This window comes from Peribacillus sp. P4_B1 (assembly GCF_056402395.1).
In genome coordinates this window covers 15003-33245 of record NZ_JBFUHM010000022.1, presented here as the reverse complement: position 1 = coordinate 33245, position 18243 = coordinate 15003, and the positions used below count along the sequence as shown (strand labels likewise).

The 18243-nt window shown below is 41.0% G+C and carries 20 protein-coding genes and 2 riboswitches; of the genes, 4 read left to right on the top strand and 16 right to left on the bottom strand.

The annotated features are described in order from the left end of the window. Positions 1–19: 19 nt before the first annotated feature. The 4 genes from AC1DVK_RS14320 to AC1DVK_RS14305 form a co-directional block, all read right to left on the bottom strand. The gene (locus tag AC1DVK_RS14320; protein WP_477626756.1) at positions 20–1435 is read right to left on the bottom strand and encodes a sensor histidine kinase; all 1416 of its coding nucleotides are present in this window, start codon (positions 1433–1435) and stop codon (positions 20–22) included. Further along, on the bottom strand, positions 1432–2118 hold the full coding sequence (locus tag AC1DVK_RS14315) for a response regulator transcription factor (RefSeq protein WP_061463571.1): 687 nt from the start codon (positions 2116–2118) through the stop codon (positions 1432–1434). Before AC1DVK_RS14315 ends, AC1DVK_RS14320 begins: the two co-directional genes overlap by 4 nt. Before the next feature lie 5 nt (positions 2119–2123). After that, on the bottom strand, positions 2124–3086 hold the full coding sequence (locus tag AC1DVK_RS14310; protein WP_477626755.1) for a YncE family protein: 963 nt from the start codon (positions 3084–3086) through the stop codon (positions 2124–2126). 118 nt (positions 3087–3204) lie between these two features. After that, on the bottom strand, positions 3205–3552 hold the full coding sequence (locus AC1DVK_RS14305) for a hypothetical protein (RefSeq protein ID WP_477626754.1): 348 nt from the start codon (positions 3550–3552) through the stop codon (positions 3205–3207). Between the two features lie 29 nt (positions 3553–3581). Between AC1DVK_RS14305 and AC1DVK_RS14300 the strand changes: the two genes are divergently transcribed. Next, positions 3582–3824, top strand: coding sequence for a hypothetical protein (locus tag AC1DVK_RS14300; RefSeq protein ID WP_061463574.1), 243 nt, complete (start codon positions 3582–3584; stop codon positions 3822–3824). Positions 3825–3892: 68 nt separating this feature from the next. Here AC1DVK_RS14300 and AC1DVK_RS14295 read toward each other — a convergent pair whose 3' ends face one another. From AC1DVK_RS14295 to AC1DVK_RS14265, 7 genes are all read right to left on the bottom strand, one after another. Beyond that, positions 3893–4027 (bottom strand): hypothetical protein, encoded by a 135-nt coding sequence (locus AC1DVK_RS14295; protein ID WP_284470457.1) that lies wholly within the window; start codon positions 4025–4027, stop codon positions 3893–3895. Positions 4028–4089: 62 nt separating this feature from the next. After that, on the bottom strand, positions 4090–5016 hold the full coding sequence (locus AC1DVK_RS14290; protein ID WP_284470456.1) for a CobW family GTP-binding protein: 927 nt from the start codon (positions 5014–5016) through the stop codon (positions 4090–4092). A gap of 123 nt (positions 5017–5139) precedes the next feature. Then, on the bottom strand, positions 5140–5673 hold the full coding sequence (locus AC1DVK_RS14285; RefSeq protein WP_061463576.1) for a cupin domain-containing protein: 534 nt from the start codon (positions 5671–5673) through the stop codon (positions 5140–5142). A gap of 23 nt (positions 5674–5696) precedes the next feature. Beyond that, entirely contained in the window at positions 5697–6326 is a 630-nt protein-coding gene (locus AC1DVK_RS14280; protein WP_377381902.1) for a methylthioribulose 1-phosphate dehydratase, read from the bottom strand. After that, on the bottom strand, positions 6323–6982 hold the full coding sequence (locus AC1DVK_RS14275) for a 2-hydroxy-3-keto-5-methylthiopentenyl-1-phosphate phosphatase (protein ID WP_477626753.1): 660 nt from the start codon (positions 6980–6982) through the stop codon (positions 6323–6325). Before AC1DVK_RS14275 ends, AC1DVK_RS14280 begins: the two co-directional genes overlap by 4 nt. 6 nt (positions 6983–6988) lie before the next feature. Beyond that, entirely contained in the window at positions 6989–8221 is a 1233-nt protein-coding gene (gene mtnW, locus AC1DVK_RS14270; RefSeq protein ID WP_410860943.1) for a 2,3-diketo-5-methylthiopentyl-1-phosphate enolase, read from the bottom strand. 105 nt (positions 8222–8326) lie between these two features. Then, positions 8327–8479, bottom strand: a riboswitch (SAM riboswitch). A 129-nt stretch (positions 8480–8608) separates the two neighbouring features. Continuing rightward, a complete protein-coding gene (locus AC1DVK_RS14265; RefSeq protein ID WP_477626752.1) occupies positions 8609–9781 on the bottom strand; it encodes an aminotransferase class I/II-fold pyridoxal phosphate-dependent enzyme in 1173 nt (390 codons plus the stop codon). A 99-nt stretch (positions 9782–9880) separates the two neighbouring features. Between AC1DVK_RS14265 and AC1DVK_RS14260 the strand changes: the two genes are divergently transcribed. The 3 genes from AC1DVK_RS14260 (at position 9881) to mtnA (ending at position 13230) form a co-directional block, all read left to right on the top strand. Then, complete coding sequence (locus AC1DVK_RS14260) at positions 9881–10663, top strand: carbon-nitrogen family hydrolase (protein WP_089364030.1); 783 nt, start codon at positions 9881–9883, stop codon at positions 10661–10663. A 71-nt stretch (positions 10664–10734) separates the two neighbouring features. Further along, a riboswitch (SAM riboswitch) is annotated at positions 10735–10889 on the top strand. A 77-nt stretch (positions 10890–10966) separates the two neighbouring features. Then, on the top strand, positions 10967–12169 hold the full coding sequence (mtnK, locus tag AC1DVK_RS14255; RefSeq protein ID WP_477626751.1) for an S-methyl-5-thioribose kinase: 1203 nt from the start codon (positions 10967–10969) through the stop codon (positions 12167–12169). Between the two features lie 14 nt (positions 12170–12183). After that, positions 12184–13230 carry an S-methyl-5-thioribose-1-phosphate isomerase gene (gene mtnA, locus AC1DVK_RS14250; RefSeq protein WP_477626750.1) on the top strand — a complete coding sequence of 349 codons (1047 nt, stop codon included), beginning with the start codon at positions 12184–12186 and terminating at the stop codon, positions 13228–13230. A 176-nt stretch (positions 13231–13406) separates the two neighbouring features. Here mtnA and AC1DVK_RS14245 read toward each other — a convergent pair whose 3' ends face one another. From AC1DVK_RS14245 to AC1DVK_RS14225, 5 genes are all read right to left on the bottom strand, one after another. Further along, the gene (locus tag AC1DVK_RS14245; protein ID WP_477626749.1) at positions 13407–14294 is read right to left on the bottom strand and encodes an LCP family protein; all 888 of its coding nucleotides are present in this window, start codon (positions 14292–14294) and stop codon (positions 13407–13409) included. A 108-nt stretch (positions 14295–14402) separates the two neighbouring features. Next, positions 14403–15860, bottom strand: coding sequence for a lmo1851 family serine protease (locus tag AC1DVK_RS14240; RefSeq protein WP_477626748.1), 1458 nt, complete (start codon positions 15858–15860; stop codon positions 14403–14405). Positions 15861–16154: 294 nt separating this feature from the next. Further along, on the bottom strand, positions 16155–16859 hold the full coding sequence (gene deoD, locus AC1DVK_RS14235) for a purine-nucleoside phosphorylase (protein ID WP_061463586.1): 705 nt from the start codon (positions 16857–16859) through the stop codon (positions 16155–16157). A 241-nt stretch (positions 16860–17100) separates the two neighbouring features. Continuing rightward, entirely contained in the window at positions 17101–17271 is a 171-nt protein-coding gene (locus AC1DVK_RS14230; protein ID WP_064505166.1) for a YozD family protein, read from the bottom strand. Positions 17272–17445: 174 nt separating this feature from the next. After that, positions 17446–18153, bottom strand: a complete 708-nt coding sequence (locus AC1DVK_RS14225) for a hypothetical protein (RefSeq protein WP_061463587.1) — start codon at positions 18151–18153, stop codon at positions 17446–17448. Positions 18154–18243: the final 90 nt, after the last annotated feature.

Genomic DNA, 18243 nt, shown 5'->3' with positions numbered 1-18243 from the left:
TTTTGAACGTATCCCCTTTTTATGAATTCAATTCTTCTCCTATTATAGGTAGCACTACCCTGACTTTTGTTCCTATTTTTTCTTTACTTTCTATTTCGATATTGCCATTTTGCAATTCCACCAATTTTTTGACGATGGACAGCCCAAGCCCTGACCCGCCATCAAAACGGCTGCGTGCTTTGTTCACCCGGTAAAAGCGATTCATTACATATGGTAGATCCGCTTCAGGAATCCCATTACCCGTGTCAGTAACCACCAGTTCGCAATTTTCTTTATACTGAATCAAGGTAATATTGATTGATCCTCCAGGCTCCGTATACTGAATGGCATTATCAAAAATGTTATGTAAGATTTGTTCCATCCTGCCTTCATCCCCAATAATAATCGGGTCCGGATCCAGATCGATTTTCAAGTCCAATTGCTTTTCTTTTATTATAGGTTCATAAATCACTAGAACATCTTCAATAAATTGAGCAAAGGCAATCGGGGTTTTAAATAACATGAATGGATCACTATCCATTTTTGATAAATCCATCAAATCTCCTACAAGCCGCTGCAGCCTAAGAGCTTCCCTTGAAATGAGTTGAAGGTATTTACGCTCCTCTTCATCATTTTTCACTACACCATCCAAAATGGCCTGCGTGTATCCCCTTACGTAACTAAGCGGGGTTCTAAGCTCATGTGCAACATTTTCAAGAAACTCTTTTTTTCTTTCTTCTTCCAAATGGATGGAGTTAGCCATATCATTAAAGGCTTTTGCCAGTTTACCTATTTCATCATGACTCCTTACCTGAACCTGTATGTCATAATTGCCCTCTGAGACTCGATGGGCAGCAGTCTCGATGTCCTTGATTGGACTGATTAGCTTTTTCAGCCATTTCGTAGTAAAAAAAATCGCGACAATCAAGAATAAAAGAACCGCTGCCATCCACTTTGCAGCAAATTCCTTAAGCAAGACCGTAATAGAATCCACTGGAATATACGTATAGATGATGCCTTCGAGGCGATTTCCGTCAATCAGGGGTATGATGGCCGCTACGATGTTCTTTTCAAACCTTTTCTCGTACCCCTCTTTTTCAACGGCTTTCCCGTCTAAAAGCATTTGCCGTTCTTCTTCAGAAATGAGGGTGTCATAATTGATTTCAAAAGGGAGACAGGCACTCAATTCCCTGGGATTGCTGACGACAAAGACCTCGCTGTCATTCTTACTGTTAAACCATTCAACTTTTTGCTTGAAGTCTTCACTGATTTCACCGCYGGTATAATCCTCACTAAGCAATGACGCTTCATTGACTAAATCTGTTTTAAGCTTCTCCACATAAAGATTTTTATAATAATATTGGGAAAGGGAGTAAGCGAACAGCACGGACAGGATGATGGCCGTGATGATGGTAAGCCATAATTTAAAAGAGAGGGACCTCCATTTATTAATCATTTCTTTTCCTCTATCTTATACCCGATTCCCCAGACGGTTTGAATGTAATCGGCCGCGCTTAATTTCATTCGTAACGTTTTGATATGGGTATCCACGGTACGTAAAGAGCCCCCATACTCCCCGCTCCATACATTTTCAAGCAGTTGTTCACGGCTAAGTGCCTGACTTTTATGACGCATGAGGAATAAGAGCAACTCGAATTCTTTCAAGGTTAAATTGATAGGGGTCCCTTCCACCAAAACCGTTCTGGATTGTAAGTTTAAGCTAATTTTACCGAATCGCACTTGGTTTAGATCCTCTTCTTTCAATGATAGTTTGCCTGTCCTTCGCAATACCGCTTCCACCCTAGCGACCAATTCTCCTGGATTGAACGGTTTGACGATATAATCGTCCCCGCCGAGCTTCAGCCCTTTCACCATATCCCACTCTTCACCTTTCGCACTGACAAATATTACAGGGATCTCCCAATTATCACGAATCTTTTCACATACCGAGAAACCATCCATACCTGGCATCATGATATCCAGTAGGATTAAATCCACTTCATGTGTTTCAACCATACTAATGGCTTCTTTTCCATTCGCAGCTTGAAGGCATCGATAACCTGAGTTCAGCAAATACATTTCAACTAGATTCCGCATATCCTCTTCATCATCCACGACTAAAATGGTGTAAACATGCATGTCAACTACTCCCTCAACATCAATTGGAATGGACCTTCGCCGACTTTGATCGTTTTTTTAACATCGACTGTTCCAGCATCCACTACATACACTTCATCACTATCATATCCAGCTACGACCACATCTTCGTTAAAGTTCKCCATTTCAAAAGGGTTGACGCCGACCACCTTGCTTTTCACTTCCTCATATTGATCATTCAATTTATATAAGGAGCTTGTGCCATGACTAAGGACAAAAATGCCTTCAGCATTCTCCAGGAACTTTATCGGCATGGTGGGAGCCTTCAACTTTTTCTTCAACTCTCCCGTTTTTGCCGAATAAATATATAGATCTTCTTCCACTTGATCTCCATGACCGTGTCCTCCGATCCATATTTCATCCTTTTCTTCCCTCAGCAATGAGCCAGTGCTGGAACTATGTATGGGAAATTCGAATTCAACCTTTTTCGTTTCAAGATTTATCACTGAACATTTGGTATCTCCAAAATTAATTACATACAAGCGATTCGCTTGCACACCCTGAAGAACGGTCAAAGGGCTTTTACCGACACTGACTACATCCTGTTCCTCACCTTCATCATTTAAAAAATAAATGGAGTGATTCGATTGATTGACTGCCACGATGCTTTTTCCATCATGTAATAACTGCATATTGACGATCCCTTTCCCAATTTCCCAACTGTTTATCAGTTTTCCTTCTGATAAAGAGTAAACTTGGACTTTCTCCATATCCTTTCCATAAAGCAGGATAGTATCTTTGTCTGCCAGGAGCAGGGCTCCGGTAAATGGTTCTGAAATATCCCATTTGGCAAATGGATGATAGTTTTCATCTATGAAAGTCAGGGAGGTATCCTTGATATTGACTGTCGCCAAGAAAGATTTACTTTTATTTATTTTTGTAAATGTATTACTGCCATTACACCCAGTAAGCAGTAAGATGGCAAGAAAAAGCCCAATGCCCCACTTCATATTTTAAGCTCCTTATTCATTAAATATCTATTTTTTTAAAATTTTAACAATGATTTGTGAAAAAAGTATGAAGCGGAAAAGAATATTCTCTAAACTAGCATCCGTATCACAACCGGAATCATAACCTTTCCAATTCAGTGACATAGGATATGACGATCGCGTTTTTCATTTCTTCTGAAAGCGCAGAACCCATCACGCGTTTAATACAGAGGTAAAACTTTTCCAGTACTGGTTTCCGGGCACGGGGGTGTGCATTTTCATCTAAAAGCTCGCGGCGAATGAGTTCCGATAATACTTCCCTTCCACCTCCATCCGGCACCTTACGATTATTCCATAAACTTAAATAAGCCTCCAGTACTGCTTCTTGCCTGACATTATCTTTCATATTATCCCTTCCATCCATCACTAATTTATACATATTTTTAATCAAGTTTGTAAAGACTACCTTAATATTACGATTACGCAATAAAAAATTCAAAAAAAGGAGTGAGTAAATTGTCTCAAGTATACCGCTGTCCGAATTGCCGGACAAATAAATCTCGCTTCAATCTCATTAAGCAAGTATCAACCCCCATTAAAAAGGATCCGCAATCCGGTGAAATCGTTGAACAATATTCGAACGATTCGCTTCAGCCTTTCCATCTAGCATATAATGGTCCAGAAATTCGGGTGCAATGTGCTGCTTGCGGATTAATTGAAGACGAAAAGACATTTGCCGCCTTTGGATTGCAACAATGAAAATGGTCAGACCCATTTATGGTCTGACCATTTTTTCAATCTTTTCCCACCGACATTTTAGCTGCGGTCTATGGCAATTGGAATGACTTTTCCATCCCCATATCCATCATCCAATAATGCATTCTCGATTTCAATGGCCTTTTCCCTAAATCTTCATCTAGATTTTTCATCGAATTCGGATAATCATTCTTATTCCATGGCAATATTACCGCCTCCTTGATAAGAAAGTCTCCTTTTATGTTTCTTTTTAATGGGCGGCAGACGTTTATTGGGCCGCTTTCGCTTCCAAAGCCTTCAACTGGCCGATGATAATTTCCCTATCCAACTTTTCACCGATAATGACGATATTCAATGGCATTTTCATCATTTCATTCATATACATCGGCATTCCGTATGAGTATTGGAATAAATGGGGGAGCTGTGAATGTGTAAAGGAAATGTATCCTTTCATTCGATAGACCGTTTCCGGAAGGCCCCTAAGCCAATCTTCAAAGTCAGTTTGTGCCACGGCACCCTCAAATGTGTGGACCACTGCAGTTAAATGCAAATGGTCGTGTACATCAAGCTTTTGATGGCCATTTTGCCGTTTTCTTTGCATCTGCTGCAACGATATCAAGGAAATGGCCGCATACTCCGTCAATAAACAAACAGCATCGGTGTTAAGCGCCTGTATCGAATATATCAGCTGTGCGGCCTCCATCTCACTTACAAGGTCCACTTTATTCAATAATATGAAATCCGCATGGTGGATTTGCTCAGCAAGCAACTGCCGAAGCTGTGGAGACAGTTCTTCCCGATCGCGCCACCGTAGTAAATCGACGACCGTTATAATCCCTTTATAATCCAGTCTTTTGGCGAAAAGCGGCGACATGATGCCATCCAATACTTCAACTGGATGGGCTGCGCCCGTCGTTTCAATATAAACGGCGTCCAGGTTGTTTTCAGTTAGCAATTCATGAAGCTGAACCTCCAGCTTATCCTGAATGGTGCAGCAAATGCAGCCGTCAAACAACTCCTTCAATGGCACTTCATCACCAATCAGGCCGCTGTCCACCGATACACTGCCGAGCTCATTCAAAAGGACGGCCACTTTCCTATTTGCTTCACTTTCCTGTTTTAATATATTTCGTAGAAGCGTCGTTTTCCCGCTGCCGAGAAATCCTCCTAATATGTAAACTTCGGTTGTTTTCATTTGTATCTGCTCCCATGATCCTGTAAAATTCGATTCCGTTAAATTTTATCATACTTACCTTTTAAAAGCACTTGCCCGAACCACATAAAAAACCAGCCCGTAAGCTGGTTTTTCGACAATGATTCATGCTTGAACTTCGTCTTTTTCGTAAATCGGCACCCATCCTGCCGCTGTAACGAAAATACGGACAGCTACAGTTTTTCTATCTTCTGCCAGCGTGAAATAATGCCGTGTGGATTCTGGTACACTAATAAGATCTCCTGGATTAAGCCGTACATCAAACCACTGCTTATCGCTGCCCTCAATGGCAAAAATACTGGTTCCGCCTGCTATGAAACGCACTTCATCATCTTCATGGTGGTGTTCCTGCTTAAAGTTTTCAAGCATTTGATCCAAGTTTGGATTTGCATCGGATAATGTGATGATATCTTGAGCTTTATAGCCTCTTCTTTCGGAAATTTCCGCTATCTCAGATTTGAAAGTTAAAAGGATTTCCTCTTTGTCAGCATCTGTCAGATCGTATTTTTCCACAAGATGGGCCGGTAATTTCGAAATGTCCCATTGTTCATAAATAACCCCTTGTGTTTCTAAAAAGCCTTTTACCTGTTCACCGTTTTCAATAACCTCGTTTGTTTCATGGAACCTAATCATCGCCATCATTCATCCTCCTCTAGGATTTTTTATCTTAAAGAACCTGCAAACGCCTTTTGTTGATTAAGCAACAGTTGATATTGAAATAAAAATTCGCAAGCTTCAAGTATTCTTTTTGCTTCGAGTCCGCTTATACCCCAAACCGTAATTCCATGATTGCGGATCAGCACGGCGCCAGAGTCTTCTTCGACATGTTGCTTGAACTTATCGGATAACTGTTGAATGTCAGCGTGATTATATATGATTGGAATCCGAAGCTCTGAATCTTCATCCCACCGTCCGGTCGCTTTTATGATTTCATGATTATGAAAAGAAACCTGACCTTCATCTCCGTACAATTCGGATATCACATTATTTTCAACTGTATGGACATGGAGTACACAGTTCGCATTGGTTTTCCCGTAAATAACGGTATGAAGCAAAGTTTCGGCCGATGGCCTTAGCTCCGTTTCTTCAACTGGTTTTCCTTTTAAATCCACCAATAAAAAGTCCGAATCCGATTGCTTCCTTTTATCCTTACCGCTTGCCGAAATATAAAAGAAAGGACTTTTGGGCTCGCGGATGGACAAGTTCCCGCTTGTTCCCATAAACCAATCCCTTTGGGCCAGTTCAGCTTTAATATCGGCTAGCTCCAGCCATTCTTCAGTATGTGTGTTCACGCCTTTACCTCCTCCCGCCGCTTTAAAATAGCAATTACATCATAAAACGTCTCAAAACCTTGATGAGGAATCCCTTCTCTATCACAATTCTCAAGCAGCATGTCACGGGCTATGACAAAATCGGCCTGTTTTGCCGCTTCAAAATCCGTTACTGAATCTCCAATAACGAGTTTAAAATCTTCCGGACCCGTAATTTTCCTCATAATGGATGGCTTACAGCAACCGCAATCCTTATTACATTGCTCATCACAAGCATGTGGCCACTCAATATAAATCTTATCCTTATCAAAAAATGCATGGTTGCAATAAACGGAATCTGCTGGCAAGATATCATTTAAAAGAGGTGCAATGAAAAAATCCATGCCCCCGCTTACAATATATAAAGGGATATTGGCTTTTTTCGTATACTCAACGAATTCATAAAACCCTGGACGAATGCCTGCCGTCTTTCTTACATATTGAATGATGTCATCCTTCAAGCCACTATCAAGCAAGGAAAACATATCACCGACCCCTGAAGATATACTGATTTTTTGCTGAAGGACATCGTCTTTCAACTTTTCCCACTCCGGAGGCGCAAATTTTTTCATGATAGAAATGATATTATCTGTGTTGGTGATCGTTCCATCGAAATCGCAAAAGATGATCGGTTTCATTATTTCTTACAAGCCTCCCCATAAAACAAGTGCTTTTTTTAGTCCTTCTTCCTCAGCCGCCGCTTCTGATAGGTCCTTTCCTGCGAGTACGGCTTCAACAGCAGAACGGAATGCCTTGGCACCGCCCTCTGCTCCGTCAGGGTGTCCGTGAATTCCACCTCCGGCATTAATGACACTGTCCAGCCCAAAATCCTTGATCAGGTTGGGAACCATGCCTGGATGAATGCCTGCAGAAGGTACAGGGAAGGCCTTTTTCCATGAAAATTCATCTTTTGTAAGAGCTTCAGCAATCGCTAATGTTTCCTTTTTTTCAAGTGCGACATTTCCATAAGGTGATGGGAACAAGGATAAATCCGCTCCTGATAACCTCACTAATTTACCAAGCAATAATGGATAGCCGATCCCATAAAATGATGAAGATGCCAATGCCCCGCTATATGCGGGGTGCGCCATGATCGGTAGTTTGATATGATCATGTTCACTCAAGGCTTGCAATACATCCAAACCATATGTATGAACGTTGAACAATAAAGCATCTGCCCCTGCTTCAGCCGCTTGCTTCGCCTTATCCAATAAATCAAATGTTTTCCCTGATAGATTGACAGCATATAAAGTTCGGTGGCCAGTGGTTTCAAAGACTTCATTCAAAATTCTTTTTCCCGTTTTTATTCTATCGAAAAATGGAGTCTGTTCCTGGTCAAAGAGAATCTCATCATCTTTAACTAGGTCGACACCTCCTAACGCTTGTTGCTTCAGTTGCTCATTATGGAAGGTTAGATCCCTTCCCAATACACCTTTAAAGATGCTCATCACCAGGGGCCTGTTAAATACCTCAATCTTTTCCCTTATGCCTGTAATGCCAAATTGCGGTCCCGGGAACGCTTTTTGAATAGCACCGACAAAATCCAGGTCGATCAGTTTTATTTCACCGTCCAATGAAAGTTTGCCGAAGACCGTCGTAAGGATTGCAGGTAAATCATTAGAGAAATTCCCAGCCGGATAGGCAATTTTAATTAGCGAACGGTACACTTTACGATTAAAGTAGCCGTTTGCCCTCTCTTCTTCAGATAGTGGCGTTACGGATACTACACGTCCCTTATGCTTTTCCAGTTGCTTCTGGACCAATTGGGGCAGGTCCGTCCATGTCCCCACAGTTAAACCTAAGGCAATGCTCTCTGCTTTTTTCTCATGATTTCCATTAAAGTCATGAATTAAATAAGTAGCGACTATCTCGCTCATCTGATCACTCCTATTACACGTTAGTAAACTCTCGAAGTCATTAACCTGGCATTGCTCTAAATGGCAAAAGCCCCTTCATATAAGAAGAGGCTTTAAAAAGCCATCTTCTTATCTCCCAGCCATTGGCTGCAAGAATTAGCACCGTGCCTTGTGGATTTCATGAAAATCCGGCGAAGAATTCCGCCCCATTTTACAATGGAATTACGGTCGGTTGCTGGGCTTCATAGGGCTAGTCCCTCCACCTGCTCAAAATAAGAAAACGCTGATATATAGTTACAAGTATCGAAAGATTTGGAATTTATTTTGTATTCTGACAGGTAATCCATACTTTGTCAATACGTTTTTAACCATTTAACGGTGGGATAGATTGGATACCTCAATCCTTCGTTAAAATAAGTTTAGTGTGCGAATTCGTTCCACAGCCTCTTTTAACCGCTCTTCCGAAGTCAGAAGCCCTACCCTTACGTAACCTTCGCCAAATTCACCGAATCCATTCCCTGCGGCAACAGCTACGTGGGCATGCGTTAATAAATAGTCTGCAAAACTCTCTGACGTAAAACCTTTTGGTACCTTGAGCCAGGCAAAAAACGATGCTTCAGGAGCTTTGACTTCCCAGCCGATTACCCTTAATCCCTCAATGAAAACATTCCTGCGCCCCTCATACATCTTCACTAATTCCTCTACACAGCTCTGCGAGTCAAGCAATGCACTTGCCGCTGCTTCCTGTATCGCCGGGAAGAGACTCACATAAAGATGGTCTTGTAATAGTTCAAGAGCCTCTATGACACTTTTATTCCCCATTGCGAAGCCAACTCTCCACCCTGCCATATTGTATGTTTTCGATAGTGTGTATATTTCTATTCCTACATCCTTCGCTCCCTTTGCCTGGAGAAAGCTTGTCGGTTTTTTTCCGTCGAACCCTATCGCTCCATAAGCGAAATCGTGGACCACACAAATTGAATGCTCTCTTGCGCGGGAGACGGTTTCATCAAAAAAACTTTCAGTTGCAGAAGCACCAGTGGGATTATTCGGATAGTTCAAGAACATCATTTTGGCTTTATCAAGCACGTCTTTATGTATAACTTTGTAATTCGGAAGAAAACCATTTTCTTCTGTCAAGGGCATGAATTCGGTTTTTGCCTGGGCTAACACTACACCTGAAAGATAATCCGGATAGCCGGGATCAGGGACCAGGATCGTATCACCTGGATTTAATAAACATTGCGGCAGTTCGACAAGACCTGCCTTTCCTCCAAAGAGAATCGCCACTTCACTATTTGGATCCAGCTTGACTCCATATTCACGTTCATAAAAGACGGCAGCGGCATCCTTTAAATATTGATGTCCCCGGAATGGTGAATATTTATGATTAATCGATCTTTCAGCGGCAGTCTGTAAACTTTTCACGATATGTTCAGGCGTCGGTTGATCAGGATTTCCCTGGCCTAAATTAATGACATCATGTCCTTGTGCCGTAATCGCATTGACTTTTGCGACAAGTGAGGCAAAAAACTGCTTTGGCAGGTCCTGAAGCTTTCCGGATTTTTCGAATTGCAACATTTATACACCTTCTCTGAAATTTCTTGAAATTCTAGTCACAAATGATATATGTTTATCATAGTCTTGTAAAGCATTTTTTACATGTGGGGGTTTTAAACGATGAAGTGGAAAATAGCCTGTATTCAAATGGATATAGCATTCGGGCAACCGGATATCAATTTTCAGGTTGCGGAACAATGGTTGGAAGAAGCAGCACGGTCAGAACCCGATATCGTCATTTTACCAGAGCTTTGGACAACTGGATACGACTTGACCAGGTTAAATGAGATTGCTGATCAAGAGGCGGAAAAAACGATTGAATTCCTTAAAACACAGGCAAGGAAACACGAGATTCACATCGTAGGCGGTTCCATTGCCAAAAAAACGAGCAAGGGTATCTATAACACCATGATCATCATCAATAAGGATGGAAAACTCATTAAAGAGTATGATAAGCTTCACTTATTTCAATTGATGGATGAACATCGCTACCTGCAGCCAGGTGAAAAAGAAGGTTTATTCACTCTTGATGAAAAAATATGTGCTGGATTCATTTGTTATGACATCCGCTTCCCGGAATGGCAGCGAGCCCATGCTGTTCAAGGTGCCGAAGTTCTATTCGTAACCGCAGAATGGCCTAAGCCCAGACTCGATCACTGGAGAGCCTTATTGATTAGTCGTGCCATCGAGAACCAAGCCTATGTTGTAGCCGTTAATCGTTCAGGTTCGGATATCAATAATATATTTGCTGGTCATTCCTTGATTATTGATCCATGGGGAGTTATCGTAAGTGAAGCGGGAGAAGAAAACGAACTATTGACAGGCACCTTGGACTTCACTAAAGTTACGGAAGCACGTAACAAAATACCTGTATTCGAAGATCGCCGGCCGGACTTTTATTAATTTCCCCATTGACAAACTATTTAAAAAGTTGATATTATTTTCCCGAAGATTAAAATTTCAGAATACATATACTCTTATCAAGAGCAGGCTGAGGGATAAAGGCCCTATGAAGCCCAGCAACCGACTGTAATACCATTGTGAAATGGGGCGGATCCACCGCCGGATTATAAAATCCACAGAGCACGGTGCTAATTCCACCAGAATTCATTTTTCTGGGAGATGAGAGGTCCGAAGCCAAAACTTCTGCCTCTTTCTATATGAAAGAGGCTTTTTTATTCTTATTTTGAACCTGGAGGGAAAAAAATGACTCAAAACCATTCGAATTTTAAAAGATTGACAAACGAAACAGCTGTAACCTTTGCAAAAAAACTTGGGTTGATCAATGCGGATGCCAGTTTAAACTGTAAAGAAATCGGAGATGGTAACTTAAATTATGTTTTTCATATTACAGAAACTGATACAAATAAAGGAATAATAATCAAACAGGCTGTCCCATATGCCAAGGTAATTGGCGAAAGCTGGCCGCTGACATTGAAAAGGGCTGCCATTGAAGCGAATGCACTTATTCATTTCAAAAGCTATTGCCCCGAATTCGTACCGCAAGTCTATTATTCGGATGAACAGCTTGCGATCACAGTCATGGAAGATTTATCGCACTTGAAAATCGTTAGAACAGGATTAATCGATGGTGATCCATATCCATTGCTTTCACAGCATATCGGTGAGTATGTAGCGAAGACGGCATTTTATACATCCGATTATCATTTAGAACCCTCTGCGAAAAAAGAAGTGGCCCGACACTTCACGAATCCGGAGCTTTGCAGAATCACTGAAGTCTACATTTTCACGGATCCTTTTTTCGAGGAGCTCCCCGGAGATTTCGAGGTGGAATTGACTGATGCCGCCAAAAGTATTTGGAATGATCAAGATGTGATACTTGAAGTCGCCAAGCTGAAACAAAGCTTTGAAACCGAGCAGGAATCCTTGCTTCATGGAGATTTACATACAGGAAGTATATTTGCAAGTGAAACTGAAACAAAGGTTATTGATGCAGAATTCGCTTTTTATGGCCCAGTTGGTTTTGACCTAGGTCAATACACAGCCAACCTTCTTTTTCAGGCAGTCACACGTAATGGCCCTGGAAAGGAAGAGATTTTCACACACCTCCATCAATTTTGGAATGCCTTTGAAGAAGCATATACTGAACTATGGAACACCCAAAATATAAGCCCATTCCGCAATGTGAAGGGTTATCTACCTTATTTACTGGCTAAATTCAAAAGGGATGCATTCGGTTTTGCCGGATGCGAACTGATTCGGCGAACCATTGGCCTTTCCCATGTTGCCGATCTAAATGTCATTGAAGATAAAGAATCTAGGATCGCTGCAAAAACGACAACATTGAAGATTGGTGCTTTTTTAATTAAAAAACGGGAAGAATTGGATGTTCCAGCTGTCATTGATGCGTTGAAAAACCATACACTTCCATTTTATTCAACCCTTTAAAAGGAGACCTGTACATGACGACACTAGCACCCTTACCATATTCAGTCCAATGGGATGATACCCATATTACATTATTAAATCAACAGGCCCTGCCTTCCTTAACTGAATTCATTGAACTTCATTCAGTTGATGATGTATACGACAGCATTTTGACATTAAAGGTACGCGGCGCCCCAGCAATCGGACTGACGGCAGCATTTGGCGTTGCACTTGGTGCCAAACAGGAAACAACCACTGAAATAGGGGAATTCAAGAAGAATGTAACGGGGCATATTGAAAAGCTCGCCTCTTCCAGGCCTACTGCGGTCAACCTTTTTTGGGCATTACGGAGGATGGAAAGCACCTTGCAAGCAGCACAAAGCATTTCAGCTGCCAAGGAAGCACTTGTAACGGAGGCCAAAGCCATCTTTACTGAGGATGAAGAAATGTGCAGGAAAATTGGGGAACATGGTTTATCCTTATTCGCTAAAGGTGATTCCATCCTAACGCATTGCAACGCTGGTGGGATTGCCACAGCCCGTTATGGAACAGCATTGGCTCCATTCCACCTTGCAAAAGAAAGGGGCTTTCCGCTAAAAGTGTACGCTTGTGAAACCAGACCTGTCCTGCAAGGGGCGCGTTTGACTGCTTGGGAACTGATGCAATCAGGGGTTGACGTCACCTTAATATCTGATAATATGGCTGCACATACGATTCTTCAGAAACGGATCAATGGAATTATAGTTGGGGCCGACAGAATTGCGGCTAATGGTGATACAGCCAATAAAATCGGGACATTGGGATTGGCCATATTAGCTAGGCACTTTAGTATCCCTTTTTATGTGGCTGCTCCATCAAGCACATTCGACCTTTCTATCAAATCCGGCTCATCCATCCCGATTGAAGAACGGGATGAAGCGGAAATCACCTTCATTCAAGGTGTACGGATCGCTCCGGAAAACGTGAAGACATTCAATCCAGCCTTTGACGTTACACCAAATCAGCTAATTACCGGCATCATTACAGAAAACGGTATCATTGCATCTGATTTTGTAAAAAACATTCCGCATTTTGTTAAGTGATCCAGGTCATTTTATTGCTATAAAAAGACGAGACGGATTTAAGTATCCCTCTCGTTTTTTAAAAGCAGATCAAATAGTAATATTCTTGCGAGGTCTATTATAAAATAATTTAAGTGATTTGAACAAATCACCTCTTTCGATTGATGTTTTCGATAACAAATGATGAATAGTTATTCTTATTTTGTAAAAAATTCTTGAAGTGCCTTCTTATTTTTAGTATAGTCCATTTCCAACACGGCTCCGGTATGGGGATATATTTCATCTTTATAGCTTCCTTCTACGGGGATCCTTAGAGTTTCAACGGTGTCCGGTGTATGGAAGACGGCTTCTGGACCCATTTCCATTATCGTTTTCACCCCAATATCAGTATTTAAATACGAAAGTCCTTGTTCGATTATACTAGGAAGGGCCGCTATCCCTTCGAAGGACGAGATTTGATTTATAAACGCTGATTTTAATTGAACCAATACTTCCTGTTGACGCTCTACCCTTCCAAAATCACTTTCATCGTCATGTCTAAAACGGACATATTTCAATATTTCCTCACCATGTAAAACATTTTTACCAACGCTTGCTTGAATACTCATATCATCAATAATTTCCTGATCCACATCCACCACTACCCCCTCAGGGGCAAGCAAATCCACCATCTTCACAAATCCCTGAAAGTCAATTACTGCAACATGATCGACCTTGACATCAAGGTTTTCCTGAATGGTTTTCTTTAGCAGCTCCTTTCCACCATAATAATAAGCAGCATTTATTTTGTTATATGCTGATTTATCCCCAGGGATTTTCACATAACTATCACGCATAATGGAAGCCAGCTTTAGTTTTTCCTGCTCTGGAAAGTATTTTGCCAGTATAATCGCATCTGATCGAGATTTACCCTCCCCGCGAGAATCAACACCAATTAACAGAAATGTTTTCACGCCTTCTTGGGTCACTTCTTTGGTTATCTTTTTTTCCGTACCTGCATTTCCATTTTGTTTGGGTAAAGGCGCATAGGTGCAACCTGCCAGAATCCAGACCATTAGATATATGAACAGTACCTTTTCTTTCATTACCTCACCTCATCGGAAAATTAACCATATCTTTTACCTTATATTGGAATACTATTCATTGAACGACAAAAAAGCCTGCCATCGATAATCGCTGACAGACTTTTCCATTTATTTGATTTCTTTCTTTAATACTTCAACCGCTTTTTTCACTTGTGTGTCGTTTTTTAGTATTTTTTCCCGTATGACCTGCATCAATTTCACGGTAGTATCATCTTTGATGGTACCAGTTTCTTTAATTTTTTGTTCCCTTTGGAACGCTTTTACCGCATTTGTAGTTGCTTCATCAAAGAATCCATCTATCTTACCAGGATCATGGCCTGCTACCTTCAGCATCTCTTCGGCTGCTTTCACTTCACTGGAGGAATCAGATGCTTTCAATTCCTTATCAGGCGAAATGTACGGAAGGCTGGCATAATCAGGAAGCTTCACAGTAATATCCGGCTTGATCCCTTTCTTATGAATCCAATTGCCTTCAGGAGTCAACCATTTGGCTGCCGTATATTTAAAGTTAGACCCATCATCAAAGTCTTGGGCAGTCTGCACAGTCCCTTTTCCAAATGATTTGACACCGATCAAAGGAATGTCCGCAGATTCACTGACAGCGGCCGCAACAATTTCAGAAGCGCTGGCACTGCCATCATCAATCAACACGACTACCGGTATCTTCAGCTCTCCATCATTCTTCGATTTATAGACTTCTTTTTTCCCGCTGCGATCCTCAACTTGAAGGACCACTTTCCCATTAGGTATGAACAGGCTTGCCATTTCTATTGCTTGGTCAAGCAGTCCCCCTGGGTTTCCTCGCAAATCCAATACCAGACCCTTCATATCCTTCTTCGACATCTCTTCAAGCGACGTTTTCAGCTCTTGGACTGTATGTTCGGAAAAACTGGTCACTTGAATTTTTGCAACTCCATCATCAAGCATTTCCGCATAAACTGTTTCAATCGGAATTGTGTCACGTTTAATCGTGAGCTCAATCGGTTCCGACTCACCAGCTCTTGAGATGGACAAATCCACTTTCGTACCCTTTTTGCCCCTGATTTTCAGGACAGCTTCAGAAGAGCTTAGTCCTTCAACGCTTTTACCGTTCACACTCAAAATGATATCATTCGGTTTTACCCCTGCTTTTTCTGCGGGGGACCCTTTTATTGGTGAGACGACCATGATTTTTCCATCCTGCTCCTGAATCTCTGCACCGATTCCTTCAAAAGATGAAGAGATGCTCTCATGGAAACTAGATGCTGCCTTTTTATCCATATATGCAGAGTAGGGGTCATCCAATGATTTAATCATTCCATTAATTGCCCCGTCAACCAGCTTGTCTTGATCAATCTTTTCATAGTAGTTACCCTTTATTGTATCGTATGTAGAATACAGCTTTTCAAATTCCGCATGTTTATCAGGTGCTAATGAATCTACTTTTTCATCTCCAAAGGTCAAGGCTATTGTAGTAATCCCTGCTGTTAGAAATATGACTAAGAAAATCCCCATAATGAACGTAAACTTCTTTATTTTAATGAATTTCCCTGCCTCTTTTGGCTGTTTTTGATTTTCTTCTTCCACTTAGCCTCACCACTTTCATTCTTCATGACGATATAAACGATTTCATTCTATTTTATCAGCTTTCATGCCAATCGAAAAATAATTGTTATCAAAAATAACAACTTATGATCATATGTATTTTTTTAACCCTCAGTAAACGGTAAATCAAATGGAACACTAAGGACACCCAGGCAATTCCTGAATGAGCCTCGACATTACAAAAATGCGGATACCAAGGAATGAATGAGCCTCTATCCCAACTTTCATTATCCAGCATCACTTATTCCTGGTCACCCGCCGTAACACAGCCAATTATCAGTCTTGGATAGCTGCTTCCAATGCCACTTCAACCATTTCGTTAAAAGTTGACTGGCGCTCATCCGACGATGTTTCCTCACCGGTTAAGATGTGATCGGAAATGGTTAATACAGATAAAGCTTGGCGGCCAAATTTAGCAGCAAGCGTGTATAGGGCTGCTGATTCCATTTCTATCGCAAGGATTTGGTATTTTGCCCATTTTTCCAATTCGCTATTATCGTTATAAAACTGATCGGCCGTAAATACATTGCCGACCTTCAATTGCAAGCCCTTAGCTGTACCCGCATCATAAGCTTTTCTTAGTAAATCGAAATCCGCGGTTGGGGCAAAGTCCACTCCTCCGAAAGTCATGCGGTTCATTTGGGAATCGGTGGAAGCACTCATCGCAAGGATTACATCCCTGACTTTTACATCTTTTTGAATGGCCCCTGCAGTTCCCACACGAATCAGTTTCTGGACATTATAGCTGTTCATCAATTCATTTACGTAGATGGAAATGGATGGGACACCCATGCCTGTGCCTTGGACAGAAATTCGTTTCCCTTTATACGTTCCTGTATATCCAAACATGTTACGAACTTCATTGTAAAGTTTAGCATCTTCTAAAAATGTTTCAGCAATATATTTTGCACGCAACGGATCCCCAGGAAGTAAGACCGTTTCCGCAATTTCATTTTCTTTTGCACCAATATGTACGCTCATACAACTATGTCCTCCTTAACTTGTGGTTGAAATGATATTCAAAACTACTATACCATATCAGCCACAAGTTAGGAAAATTGAACCTTATCCTAGAGACTTAAAAGATAAGGAAAACTGGTAATCAAGAAAAGGCTTTTGGCACCCTCTTCTAAATTGCAAACAAAACGGCGGAGGTCCGCCGTCTTTTTTTAATGGTTTTTAAAATTAAGGGAAAGGAAGCTGCTAACCGTCGTATGACAGGTTACTCATCGACTTCTTCATCAATTATGCATTTTTCAAGAAGATACTCGAATGTGATGTCAGCAAGATCTTCAACTTCAGCTTCTGTTGGAAGATAGCCCCGTCTTATCAATTCTTGAAAAAAGAATTCCGCTATCTCTTCTGTATCAATAAAAACCTCAATTTCTCGCAAATCATCGCCCCCTTAATTAAAGGTCTATGAGTGTGTAGAGACAAATATTCCAGTAAGGCATTCCATTATGGAAAATCATTTTAAGGACCTACATTTACCATGGTCCCTTCTCGGCCAATTATATGGTTTTTTAAGAAACTTGGAAATTGACCCTTTAAAAGTTTGGCATACTTTTCACTTCGTTTGCTTTTTTTTATGATCTGGGTAAATTTCCTCTGCCGCTTTTTCAATTTTAGCAAGGGCAATCTTCATGATATGACGATATTCATCATCGCCAAAATGTTCATAGAGCTTACAATAATCATTATATAAATCCAACAGTCCATCAATCATTTCCTTTTTTTCATTTTTTGTCATTGTCATTTCTCGCTCACCTTTACCAGGGTTGTTTTGTTTAGCAATGATAGCAAGCTCATTATTCTTTTTAGAAAGGAGCAGTCCTAACTTTTTAATGATCCCATCTGCACGTTTAGCATCGGCTATCAAAGTCAGTTCTTCTTCATGCGCTTCAAGCCATTCACCATCCGAGATTCTTGATAACTCATAGATTACATCCTCCCAGGCATTTTCCTTATAGCGCCAAATCTCCGTTCGATAACCGATTATCTTGAAATAATCCTGTTCATATCCATCTACCTGGACTAAGTCACCTAATAAATATTTATATTCAATATCGATTTGTTCTTTTTGATAAAGGATTTCTCCTTCATATTCATTTATGGATTGCAATGTTTTTTCGATATAAAGACCTTCACTATAGTTCACTTCATACACATAAGCACCATCGAGAAATTTGACATCGGTTATTTTCCCGACTGTCCCATACATTGTTATTACGACTGTATCGCCTAATTTATATTTCGGCTGTTTTTTTTTGCCCATAAGAGACATCCCCCAATATGGTCCTTATCGTTGATTAGTAAATTATATGCACAAACAAACATGGAGGTTAATGGAAAAGAGAGGGCATTT